General features: G+C 73.2%; 8 protein-coding genes. All 8 read left to right on the forward strand.

What is annotated here, in order from left to right; genetic code table 11:
* Window positions 1–362 precede the first annotated feature (362 nt).
* From Aple_RS05965 to menC, 8 genes are read left to right on the forward strand one after another with little or no spacing between them, the layout of a single operon-like run.
* A complete protein-coding gene (locus tag Aple_RS05965; protein WP_155343466.1) occupies window positions 363–1748 on the forward strand; it encodes a serine hydrolase domain-containing protein in 1386 nt (461 codons plus the stop codon).
* 45 nt (window positions 1749–1793) lie between these two features.
* The gene (locus Aple_RS05970; RefSeq protein WP_155343467.1) at window positions 1794–3362 is read left to right on the forward strand and encodes an ABC transporter substrate-binding protein; all 1569 of its coding nucleotides are present in this window, start codon (window positions 1794–1796) and stop codon (window positions 3360–3362) included.
* A 4-nt stretch (window positions 3363–3366) separates the two neighbouring features.
* Window positions 3367–4350 carry an ABC transporter permease gene (locus tag Aple_RS05975; protein WP_218038135.1) on the forward strand — a complete coding sequence of 328 codons (984 nt, stop codon included), beginning with the start codon at window positions 3367–3369 and terminating at the stop codon, window positions 4348–4350.
* A 3-nt stretch (window positions 4351–4353) separates the two neighbouring features.
* Window positions 4354–6228 (forward strand): dipeptide/oligopeptide/nickel ABC transporter permease/ATP-binding protein, encoded by a 1875-nt coding sequence (locus tag Aple_RS05980; RefSeq protein WP_155343468.1) that lies wholly within the window; start codon window positions 4354–4356, stop codon window positions 6226–6228.
* Window positions 6225–7172, forward strand: a complete 948-nt coding sequence (locus tag Aple_RS05985) for an ABC transporter ATP-binding protein (RefSeq protein WP_155343469.1) — start codon at window positions 6225–6227, stop codon at window positions 7170–7172. The genes Aple_RS05980 and Aple_RS05985 overlap by 4 nt, the downstream gene beginning before the upstream one ends.
* Window positions 7173–7201: 29 nt before the next feature.
* The gene (locus Aple_RS05990) at window positions 7202–10534 is read left to right on the forward strand and encodes a serine hydrolase (protein ID WP_155343470.1); all 3333 of its coding nucleotides are present in this window, start codon (window positions 7202–7204) and stop codon (window positions 10532–10534) included.
* 2 nt (window positions 10535–10536) lie between these two features.
* Complete coding sequence (locus tag Aple_RS05995) at window positions 10537–11391, forward strand: GNAT family N-acetyltransferase (protein WP_155343471.1); 855 nt, start codon at window positions 10537–10539, stop codon at window positions 11389–11391.
* A complete protein-coding gene (gene menC, locus Aple_RS06000; RefSeq protein ID WP_155343472.1) occupies window positions 11388–12494 on the forward strand; it encodes an o-succinylbenzoate synthase in 1107 nt (368 codons plus the stop codon). Before Aple_RS05995 ends, menC begins: the two co-directional genes overlap by 4 nt.

A 12494-nucleotide genomic window follows, 5' to 3' on the forward strand; every position in this document is an offset into this window, starting at 1 on the left:
AAGACGATCTCCCCGCCAGCCCTCGCCGTCAATATCCCAATTGAGCGCTCAGTCAGCCGTGCCCTGGATGACCACGGATTGTGCGCTTGAAACTGACGCGGGAGGATCCTTTCCATGCATTACGACGTCGTCATCGCCGGTGACGGGGCGTGGAAATGGAACACCTCCGAATCCTGCGCTGTGGTGCGAACGCCCGCCGCAGCGGCGGCGTGAGCGGGATCCCCGGCCACAACGCGGCCATGGCCGCCCTCGGCTGAAGCTGAAGCTGGAGCCGCCGGTTCGTCCGCGCGGATGGACTTCATGCCGTCGGCTCGTCGCCGGGGACGAATACGGCACGCATGGGCGCACCTAGGGTGACGCGCATGTCAAAGATGCACGAGGTCGGCGGCTGGTTGCAGGAGCGGCTGCCCGCGCTGCTGGGCGAGCACAAGGTGCCGGGCGCGGCGGTCGCGGTGTCGCTCGACGGCCAGGTCGTCGAGCACGCGGCCGGGGTGCTCAGCACGGCCACCGGCGTGGAGGCGACGACGGATTCGCTGTTCCAGGTCGGCTCGATCACCAAGGTCTGGACGGCCACGCTGATCATGCAGCTGGTCGACGAGGGCCTGCTGGATCTCGACGCGCCGGTGCGGCGGTACCTCCCCGAGTTCCGGCTCGCGGACGAGACCGCGGCGGCGGCGATCACCACGCGGCAGCTGCTGTCGCACACCGCCGGGTTCGAGGGCGACCTGTTCACCGACACCGGGCGCGGCGACGACTGCGTGGAGAAGTACGTGGCCACACTCGCGGACACGGCACAGCTGTTCGCGCCCGGAGAGATGTTCTCCTACAACAACGCCGGCTTCTGCGTGCTGGGCCGCATCGTGGAGGTGCTGCGCGGCAAGGCGTACGACGATTGCCTGCGCCAGCACCTGTTCACGCCGCTGGGCCTGACCCACGCGGCGGCCGACCCGTACGAGGCGATCCTGCACCGCGCCGCGGTCGGGCACATCCAGCCGGCCCCGGACGCCGACCCGCGGCCGGCGCCGGTCTGGGCGCTGGTGCGCTCCAACGCGCCGGCCGGGGCGATGCTGGCGATGTCCCCCCGCGACCTGCTCACGTTCGCCGGCATGCACCTGGCCGGCGGCGTCGCACCCGACGGCACGGTGGTGCTGAGCACCGGCAGCGCGGCCGCGATGCGCCTGCCCCAGGTGACGGTGCCCGACGTGGCCCTCATGGGCAACGCCTGGGGGCTGGGCTGGGAGCTGTTCGACTGGTCCGGGCGCACGGTGATCGGTCACGACGGCGGCACCATCGGCCAGTCGGCGTTCCTGCGGGTGGTGCCGGACCGCAACCTCGCCATCGCGCTGCTCACCAACGGCGGCAACCCGGTCGCCGTCTACGCCGAGATCTACCGGCACCTGCTGCGCGAGCTCGCCGACATCGAGATGCCGGCGATACGCACCCCACCGGCCGAGCCGGCCCCCATCGACGCGCGGCGCTACCTCGGCACCTACGCCAGCGAGGTGGCCGACCTGACCGTTACCCAGGACGCCGACGGCCGCCTGTGGCTGGAACAAACCCCGAAGGGCATCCTCGCCGAGATCGGCGAGCGGTCCGAGCACCTCGAACTGGTGCCTCTCCACGGGGACACCTTCGTCCAGGCGCAGCCGCGGATGGGCCTGCACATCTCGCACGTCTTCGTCGGCGACGACGGCGACGGGCACGCGCTCTACCTGCACAGCGGCCGCGCCACCCGGCGAGTGTCCTAGCCGCACCCGCTCTGTCAATCCCGGGGGACGCACCTTGGAGGCACGATGAAATCTCGGATAGCCGTCGGCGCGCTGGCGCTGGCCACCCTCACCGCGTGTGGCAACGGTCCCGCCGCCCAAGAGCCAGCGAGCGGCAAAACGTTCACGCTGGTGCTGGGCGCCGACCCGGGCAACCTCGACCCGCATTTCACCTCGCTGGCCAGCGCCCTCCAGGCCGACCGGTTCCTCTACGACTCGCTGGTCAACATCGACGAGCACGGCAAGATCGTCGCGGGCCTGGCCGACAAGTGGGAGGCGACCACCACCACCGCGACCTTCACCCTGCGCAAGGGCATCACCTGCGCCGGCGGCGCCCCGCTGACCGCCGCCCAGGTGGCCGCGAACATCAACTTCGTCGGTGATCCGAAGAACGCGTCCAGCCGCGTCGGCGTCTACGTGCCGCCCGGCGCCACGGCCAAGGGGGACGACGCCGCCGGCACGGTCACCGTCACCTCGCCGGCCCCCGACCCCTTCCTCGACCGCAACGTCGGCAGCCTGCAGATCGTGTGCGGCAAGGGCATGGCCGACCGCGGCCTGCTCAAGCAGGGGGCCGACGGCACCGGGATGTTCACGGTGACCGAGGCGGTCACCGGCGACCACTACACGCTCACCCGGCGTCCCGACTATGCCTGGGGTCCCGGGGACTGGAAGACCGATCAGCCGGGGCTGCCGGACAAGGTGGTCCTCCAGATCGTCGCGAACGAGTCCACGGCCGCGAACCTGCTGCTGTCCAAGGCGGTGAACGCGGTCCAGCTGGTCGGCCCGGACTCGCAACGAGTGGCGGCGACCAAGGCGTTCGAACGCAGCACCGAGGCGCCGCTGGGAGAGCTGTGGTTCAACCAGAAGGCCGGCTTCCCCGGCGCCGACGAGGCGGTCCGGCGGGCCCTGACGCAGGCGATCGACCTGAGCCAGCTCGCCCAGGTGGTGGGCAGCGGCCGCGGCAAACCGGCGACCGGGCTGATCATCCCCGGCGGGCCGTGCGGGCGGAACACGATCGGGTCGAGCCTGCCTGCCCACGACGTGAACGCCGCGAAGGCCGCCCTCGACACCGCCGACTGGACGGCCGGAGCCGACGGGGTACGCGCGAAGAACGGCACGAAGCTGTCGATGGCGCTCTATTACTCGACCAGTCTCGGTCCGGGCATGCAGGCCGGCGCCGAACTGGTGCAGACCATGTGGCAGGGCGCCGGTGTGGACGTGACGCTGCGCGGGGTGGCCGACGCCGAGCTCGGTCAGCAGATCGTGGGCGGGCAGGCGCCGTGGAGCGCCGTCATCCTTCCGCTCGGGATCAGCCTGCCCACCCAGGCGGTGCCCTTCATGTCCGGCCCCACGCCCCCGGACGGGACCAACTTCGCCGGCATCGACAACGCGGACTACACCGCCGCGGTCAAGGCCGCCTCGGCGGTCGCCGGCAGCAGCGGCTGCGCCCAGTGGGACGCCGCCGAGCAGGCACTGTTCAAGGGCGTCGACATCGTGCCGTTCGTCAACTCCAACGTCTCGGTATTCGGGCAGGCCGCCACCTTCGAGCTCAGCCAGGGCTCGGTCACCCCGGGCTCGATCCGGATGCTCGGCTGATCCCGTGACCGCCATCGCCGATACCGGGAGCCGGATGGGGATCAATCCGTGGCTGCGCTTCGCGCTGCGGCGGGCGGGGCGGCTGCTGGTCTCGCTGTGGGTGCTCGTCACGGCCGCGTTCCTGATGATCCATCTGATCCCGGGCGACCCGGTGCGGGCCGCGCTGGGCAGCACGGCGCCGCTGAGCCTGGTGAACGCGCGCCGGGAGCTGCTGGGGCTGAACGACCCCCTGTGGCTTCAGTACGCGCACTACCTGCGCGATCTGGTGACGGGCGAGCTGGGGACCGCCATCACCTCCGGGCTGCCGGTCTCGCAGATCATCGGGGACCGGCTGCCCGCCACCCTGGAGCTGGCCGTGCTGGCCTTCTCGCTCGCCGTACTCGTCTCGATCCCGCTCGGCCTCGGCATGGCGGTGCTCACCCGGGGCGGCCGTCGCCGCCCGGGAGAGCTGGCGTTCACCTCCTCCAGCGTCGTCCTCGCCGCCATCCCGGACTTCCTCGTCGGCGTCGGGCTGGTCTACGTCTTCGGGGTCCAGCTGGCCTGGCTGCCGGTCGCCGGTCGCGGCGACCCCGGCTCGTACGTGCTGCCGGTGCTCGCCCTGGCCATCGGGCCGGCCGCGGTGCTCGCCCGCATCGTCCGGGTGGAGACGCTCGCCATGCTGCGGGCCGACTACCTGCGCACCGCCCGCGCCAAGCGGCTCCCCGGCCACGTGATCTACCTGCGGCACGCCCTGCCCAACGCGCTGACCGCCACCATCACCCAGGCCGGCCTGCTGCTGGGCGCGATGGTGGCCGGCACCGTCCTGGTGGAGAACGTGTTCGCCTGGCCCGGTCTCGGCAGCACCATCGTGCAGTCGATCCTGGCCAAGGACTATCCGGCCGTGCAGGGCGTGATCCTCGTGTACGGCGTCGGCGTGCTGCTGGCCAATCTCGTGGTCGACGTCGCCCTGGCGCTGCTCGACCCGCGCTCGACGATCCGGGAGGGCTGAGCGGTGCCTGCCTCACGCGGATCAACCTGGCACGGCGTGCTGCGCACCCCGCTGGGCGCGGCCACGGCCGCCCTGCTCGCCGCCGTGCTCCTGCTGGCGATCGTCGCGCCGCCGCTGTGGTCAGGCAGGGCCGCCGCCACGGACACCGGCCAGATCCTCGCCGGTGCCTCCCCGGCCCACTGGATGGGCACCGACAGCCTCGGGCGGGACATCTTCTACCGGGTCCTGGTCGCCACCCGGCTCTCCGTCCAGCTGGCGCTGGCGGCCGCCGGGATCGGCGTGCTGGCCGGCCTGCTGCTGGGCACCGCGCCGCTGCTGCTCGGGGCCCGCGCGGGACGGCTGGCCGGTGCGGCCATCAACATCGCGGTGGCCTTCCCCGGCCTGCTGCTGGCCCTGTTCTTCGCGGTGATCTTCGGAGTCGGGAGCACCGGGGCGCTGCTGGCGATCGGCCTCGCCATCGCGCCCGGCTTCGCCCGCCTCACCCAGACGCTGACCGCCCGGATCGCCGGGCTGGACTTCGTGGCCGCGGCCCGCATCGCGGGGGTGGGCCGGGTCGGCCTGCTCGTGCGGCACATCCTGCCGAACGCCGCCGAGCCGCTGGTCGTCAACGCCACCATCGCGGCCGGCAACGCGCTGCTCGCCTTCGCCGGGCTGTCCTTCCTCGGCCTGGGCGTGCAGCCGCCCGAGTACGACTGGGGCCGGTTGCTGGGCGAGGGACTGAGCAGCATCTACGTGCATCCGGCCGCCGCGCTGGCCCCCGGCGCCGCCGTAATCGTCGCCGGTCTGGCCTTCAACCTGTTCGGCGAGGCGATCGCCAAGGGCATCGGCCTGCGCGGCCCGCTGCCCGCGCCCGGCCGCCGGGAGCCCCGCCCCGCCGCGCCCGTCGCGTCGGCCACCGGCGGGGAGACCCTGCTCGAGGTACGCAACCTGCGGGTCGGCTTCCCCGGCCAGGTCACGCCGGTGCGCGGCGTCAGCTTCACGATCCGCCGGGGTGAGGCGGTCGCGCTCGTGGGAGAGTCCGGGTCGGGCAAGAGCCTCACCGCCCTGGCGGTGGCGCAGCTCATCGAGGAGCCGGGCGACGTGCGCGCCGACGGGCTCCACTTCCTCGGCGCCGACCTGACCACCGGCGCCGACCGGGAGCGGCGGCTGCTGCTGGGCACCTCGCTGGCCATGATCTTCCAGGATCCGATGACCTCCTTCAACCCGACCATGCGCGTCGGGCGGCAGCTCGCCGAGGTCGCCAGGGAGCACCAGGGGATGAGCCGGCGGCAGGCCCTGGAACGGGCGGTCGACCGGCTGCGCGCGGTGCGGGTGCCCGCCGCGCGGCGGCGCGCCGGCCAGTTCCCGCACGAGTTCTCCGGTGGCATGCGGCAGCGGGCGATGATCGGCATGGGGCTGATGGCCGCCCCGGCCCTCATCATCGCCGACGAGCCGACCACGGCCCTGGACGTCACCGTGCAACGGCAGGTGCTGCGGCTGCTCGCCGACATCAGGGCCGCCGACGACGTGGCGCTGCTGCTCATCAGCCACGACATCACCGTCGTCGGCCAGGTCTGCGACCGGGTGATGGTCATGTACGCCGGGCGCGTCGTGGAGGAGCTGACCGTCGCCGAGCTGCGCGCCGGTGGCCGGCATCCGTACACCCGGGCCCTGCTGGCCGCGGTGCCGGACATGGCCACCGACCGGCACGCCCCACTCGCCGTGATCCCCGGCCGCCCCGCCGACCCGGCGGAGCACGCGCCCGGCTGCGCGTTCGCGCCGCGCTGCGCGCTCGCCGACGAGCAGTGCGCCCGCGCCGTCCCGCCGCTGGCCGCCGACGGCACCGGCCGGCGAGTCGCCTGCTGGCACGCCGGGGTTCAGGTCGGTGATCTGTCATGAGCGAGCTGCGCTTCGAGGACGTCACGGTGCGGTTCGGCGGGCGCCGGCACGCGCTGACCGCCGTCGACCGGGTCGACCTGGCCGTGCCCGACGGCAGCGTCGTCGGGCTGGTGGGCGAGTCCGGTTCCGGCAAGTCGACGCTGGCCCGGACGGCCGTCGGGCTGACCCCCGTCACCGGTGGGCGGGTGCTGCTCGACGGGCGGCCCCTGTCCCCCGCCGCGCGAAGGCCCGTGCAGATGGTGTTCCAGGATCCGTACTCCTCGCTGGATCCGCGCATGACGGTCGGCGCCTCCATCGGCGAGGCCATCCCGCGCGGGGCCGGGCGCGCGGAGCGCCGCGCCGAGGTCGCCCGCCTGCTCGAGCTGGTCGAGCTGCCGGCCGACCGGGCCGGCCGCTACCCCGCGGAGCTCTCCGGCGGGCAGCGGCAGCGGGTGGCCCTCGCCCGGGCCCTCGCGGGCCGCCCGCGGGTGCTCATCGCCGACGAGATCACCTCGGCGCTCGACGTCTCCATCCAGGGCACCGTCCTCAACCTGGTCCGCGAGCTGCACCGCAGCCTGCGCCTGTCGATGCTGTTCATCTCGCACAACCTCGCCGTCGTCCGCTACGTCAGCGACTTCATCGCCGTCATGTACCTGGGGCGGATCGTCGAGTTCGGGCCGGCCGACGAGTTGCTCGCCGATCCGCGGCACCCGTACACCCGGGAGCTGCTCGCCGCCGCCACGCCCGGCCGGCTCGAGACGGACGCCGCCCCGCGGGCGGTGGCCGACGCCGAACCCGCCGACCCGCACCGGCCGCCGACCGGCTGCCGCTTCCACCCCCGTTGCCCCGTCGGCCCACTGGTGCGCGCCGACCGCGACATCTGCCGCACCACCGAGCCGGCCGCGCCGGCCCACGGCGCCGCCTGCCACTTCGCGGCGCCTGCCAGACCTGAGCCCGCCGCATGAACTCTCATCATCCGACCGAGGAGGAGCCGGTGACACGACGCCAGCGCATCGACGATCTGACCGATCTCGCAATACCCGAGCAGCCCGCCCTCTCCCCGGACGGCAGCCAGTGCGTCTACGTGCTGCGCACCGGCGACGCCGGCGCCGACCGCGCCGGGCGCTCGATCTGGCGCGTCGGCACCCGCGCCGGGCTGCCCCACCGGCTCACCAGAGGGCACGCGGACTCGGCTCCGGCCTGGTCACCGGACGGCACCCAAGTAGTGTTCCTCCGCGCCCAGGACGGGCCGCCGCAGCTGTGGCTGCTGCCGGTCGACGGCGGCGAGCCCCACCAGCTGACCACCCTGCCGCTGGGCGCAGGCGCGCCGGTGTGGAGCCCGGACGGCTCGAAGATCGCGTTCGCCGCCCCCACCGACCTCGACGCCGAACCTGGCGAGGACGAGGTCGCCCGCACCCGGCGCGCGAACATGCCGGTCGTCACCGAACGGCTGGACTACCGCGCCGACGGCACGGGATTGCTGCGTGGCGTGCGCATGCACCTGCACGTGCTCGACGTGGCCGGCCGCGAGTGCCGACAGGTCACCGAGGGCGACTGGCACGCGGGCGCGCCGGCGTGGTCCCCCGACGGGACCACGCTCGCCTACCCGGCCGCCACCGCGCCCGACGCCGACCTGACCGCCCGGGTGCCGGTCCACCTCGTAGATGTGACCGTCGCCGCGCCAGTGCCCCGGCAGGTCGGCCTGGCCGAAGGGGTCGCCGGGACCGTCACGTGGACGGCGGACGGCTCGGCCCTCCTGGTCGTCGGCACCCAAGGCGCGCCGATCGGGCACGCCGGGCTGTTGCGGGTCCCGCTGGACAGCGGCCCGATCATCGATCTCGCCCAGCCGCTGGACCGCAACGTGATGCCCGGTGGCCCCGCGTATCCGGGCGCGGTGCCCCGGCTCACCGGTGACACGGCGCTTTTCTGCGTCCGGGACCGCGGCTGCACCCACCTGTACTCGGTGCCCGTCGGCGGCGGCACGCCCCTTCCCGTCGTCGCGGACGCCGGCCACAACGTCAGCGGGCTCGACGTCGCCGACGGCACCGCCGTGGTCATCCTCACCACCCCGGACTCCTTCGGCGAGGTCGTGACGGTCGATCTGGCCACCGGCGAGCGGACCGTCCGTACCGAACACGGGGCGAACCTGGCCGGGATCGAGCTGTTCGCCCGGCAGGAGCGCGAGTTCACCATCTCCGACGGCACCGTCGTGCACGGCTGGCTGATCCGCGACCCGGCCGCGACCGGACCCAGGCCGCTGCTGCTGGACATCCACGGCGGACCGCACAACGCCTGGAACGGCGCGGCCGACGAGATCCACCTCTACCACCAGGAGCTGGCCGCCCGCGGCTGGAGCGTGCTGCTGCTCAACCCGCGCGGCAGCGACGGATACGGAGAGCGGTTCTTCACCGCGGCCCTGGACGCCTGGGGCGTCGCCGACGCCGGCGACTTCCTGGAGCCGATCGACGCGCTGGTCGCCGAGGGGGTGGCCGACCCGAACCGCCTCGCGGTCGCCGGATACAGCTACGGCGGCTACATGACCTGCTACCTCACCAGCCGCGACAACAGATTCGCCGCGGCCGTCGCCGGTGGTGTGGTCAGCGACCTGACCAGCCTGGCCGGCACCTCCGATCTCGGTCACCTCATGGGCGAGTACGAACTCGGCGGCCAGCCCTGGGCGAATCCGGAGCGATATCGGGAATCCTCTCCGCTGCCTCTGGTGGAGAACGTCCGCACCCCCACCTTGATCGTGCAGGGCGCCGACGACATCCGCTGCCCGGTCGGGCAGGCCGAGCAGTGGCACACCGCGCTGCGCGCGCAAGGTGTGCCGGTCCGCCTGGTGCTGTACCCCAACAGCTCGCACCTGTTCATCCTCGAAGGACCGCCGTCGCACCGGATCGACTTCAACCGGCGCGTCGTCGACTGGCTGGAGGAGCACGTCACCGGCGGCCATCCCCGGATCCACGCCGCGCACTGGCAGCGCCGGCTGGAGGTCCTCGCCGCCCGGCATGGGGTGCCCGGAGCCTCCCTCGGCATCCTGCGCCTGCGCGGCGACGAGGACGAGCTGGTCGAGGCGGCGTACGGCGTGCTCAACGTCGAGACCGGGGTGGCGGTCACCCCCGACTCGCTGTTCCAGATCGGCTCCATCACCAAGGTCTGGACCGCCACGCTCGCCATGCGCCTGGTCGACGAGGGACTGCTGGACCTCGACGTCCCGGTCGCCGAGTACCTGCCGGAGCTGCGCCTCGCCGACCCCGACGTGACCAAGCGCGTCACCATGCGGCACCTGCTCACCCACACCAGCGGCATCGACGGCGACGTCTTCACCGACACCGGGCGCGGCGACAACTGCCTGGAGAAGTACGTCGCCCTGCTGGGCGAGGTGGCGCAGAACCATCCGCTCGACGCCACCTGGTCGTACTGCAACTCCGGGTTCTCCCTGGCCGGACGGGTGATCGAGAAGATCACCGGGAGCACCTGGGACCAGGCCATGCGCGAGCGGGTCTTCACACCGCTCGGCCTGCGGCACACCGCCACTCTCCCGGAGGAGGCGCTGCTGCACCGCGCCGCGGTGGGCCACGTCGGCGACGACGAGCCGGTACGGGCGCCGGCGTGGACTTTGCCCCGCACGACGGGACCGGCCGGCCTGATCACCTCGACGCCGGCCGACGTGCTCGCCTTCGCCCGGGCGCACCTGCGCGGCGGCACGGCCGCGGACGGCACCCGATTGCTGAGCGAGGCGGGCGCCGCCGCGATGAGCGAGAAGCACGCCGACCTGCCCGACAAGTACAGCCTCGGCGACTCGTGGGGAATCGGCTGGATCCGGTTCGGCTGGGACGGCCACCGGCTCATCGGCCACGACGGCAACACCATCGGCCAGGCGGCGTTCCTTCGCCTGCTGCCCGAGCAGGGGCTCGCCGTCACGCTGCTCACCAACGGCGGCAACGCCCGCGACCTCTACGAGGAGCTCTACCGCGAGATCTTCGCCGAACTCGCCGGGGTCGCCATGCCGTACCCGCTGAGCCCACCGGACCAGCCGGTCAGCGCCGACATCGGCCCGCACCTGGGCACGTACGAGCGGGCCGCCTCGCGGCTGGAGGTCTTCGCCGGAGAGGCCGGGCCGACGCTGCGGATGACGCTCACCGGACCGCTCGCGGAACTGCTCCAGGAGCCGAGCCGGGAGTACCCGATGGTGGCGGTGCGGGAGGACCTCTACGTGGTCCGGGAGCCGAACGCCCAGACCTGGATGCCGGTGACCTTCTACGCGCTGCCGACCGGCGAGCGATACCTGCACTTCGGGGTGCGGGCGACGCCGAAGGTGACGTGACCATGACCGATCCGCGGCATGCCGCGTTCACCGCCGCCGAGACCGCCGCGCTCGCGGCGGGCGTGCGCCTGCGCGAGCTGACCGCGCTCGACGACCTGGAACCGGTGTACCGGCTCTACGACGGGATCTGGCACCCCGACCCGAAGAACCCGCCGGTCACCACCGCGCTCCTGGGGGCGCTGGCCAAGGCAGGCAACTATGTCGGCGGAGCCTACGACGGCAACCGGCTGGTCGGCGCCTGCGTCGGGTTCTTCAGCCCACCGGCCGACGCGGCGATGCACAGCCACATCGCGGGCGTCAGCGCGCTGGTGTCCGGCCGCGGCGTCGGGTACGCCCTGAAGCTGCACCAGCGTGCCTGGGCGCTGGCGCGCGGAGTACGGACCATCGAGTGGACCTTCGACCCGCTGGTGCGCCGCAACGCCTACTTCAACCTGGCCAAGCTCGCCGCCACCCCGGCCGAGTACCTGCCCAACTTCTACGGCGGCATGCGCGACGGCATCAACGGCGACGACGAGTCCGACCGGCTGCTGGTGCACTGGGACCTGGCCGCCGACGACACTGTCGCGGCCTGCGCCGGGACCCCGCGCCACATCGACGCGCGGGCCGCCGGCGCGGTGGTCGGGCTCGGCCGCGGCGACGGGGACGCGCCGGTCGCGGGCAGCCTGGACGGCGACACGATCCTGGTGGCCGTGCCGGCCGACATCGAGGCGCTGCGCCGCGCCGACCAGGGGCGGGCCAGGGCGTGGCGGGCGGCGGTCCGCGACGTGCTCGGCACGCTGATGGCCTCGGGCGGACGCGTCACGGGTTTCGACAAGGACGGGTGGTATCTCGTCACCCGGAACAGGAGCACCCGATGAAGCTGACCGGAGTCGAGCTGCGCAGGATCCGGATGCCCCTCGTGGCGCCGTTCCGGACCTCGTTCGGCACCCAGACCTCCCGTGACATCCTGCTCCTGCGGGTGGTCACCACCGACGCCGAGGGGTGGGGCGAGTGCGTGGCGCTCGCCGACCCGCGCTACTCCTCGGAGTACGTCGACGCCGCCGAGGACGTGCTGCGCCGGTACCTCATCCCGGCGATCATCGACCGTCCCGCGCTGGACGCGGTGGCCGTCGGGCCGGCGCTGGCGCCCTTCAAGGGACACCGGATGGCCAAGGCCGCGCTGGAGATGGCGGTCCTCGACGCCGAGCTGCGCGGCCAGGGGCGTTCGTTCGCCCGGGAACTGGGGGCGGTGCGGGACCGGGTGCCGTGCGGCGTCTCGGTCGGCATCATGGACTCGATCGGCGAGCTGCTGGACGCCGTCGAGGGGTTCCTCGACGCGGGATACGCGCGGATCAAGCTGAAGATCGAGCCAGGCTGGGACATCGCGCCGGTGCGGGCGGTGCGCGAACGTTTCGGCGACGCGCCGCTGCTGCAGGTCGACGCCAACACGGCCTACACCGTGGCGGACGCGCGCCACCTGGCCCGGCTCGACCCGTTCGACCTGCTGCTGATCGAGCAGCCGCTGGACGAGGAGGACATCCGCGGCCACGCCGAGCTCGCCAGGATCATCAGGACGCCGATCTGTCTCGACGAGTCGATCACCTCGGCGGCCACCGCCGCCGACGCGATCCGGCGCGGCGCCTGCGGCATCGTCAACGTGAAGCCGGGCCGGGTCGGCGGTTACCTGGAGGCGCGCCGCATCCACGACGTGTGCGCCGCCCATGGCGTGCCCGTCTGGTGCGGGGGGATGCTGGAGACCGGCATCGGGCGGGCCGCCAACGTGGCCCTCGCCGCGTTGCCGGGTTTCACCCTCCCCGGTGACACCTCCGCCTCGGACCGCTACTACCGGACCGACGTCACCGAGCCGTTCGTCCTAGACGACGGCCACCTGCCGGTGCCCACCGGCCCCGGCATCGGCGTGCAACCGCTGGCTGACGTGCTGGCGGAGGTCACCACGGCGACCGAGTGGCTGCCCGGGTAG

It is taken from the genome of Acrocarpospora pleiomorpha (assembly GCF_009687885.1).
GTDB classification, from domain to species: domain Bacteria; phylum Actinomycetota; class Actinomycetes; order Streptosporangiales; family Streptosporangiaceae; genus Acrocarpospora; species Acrocarpospora pleiomorpha.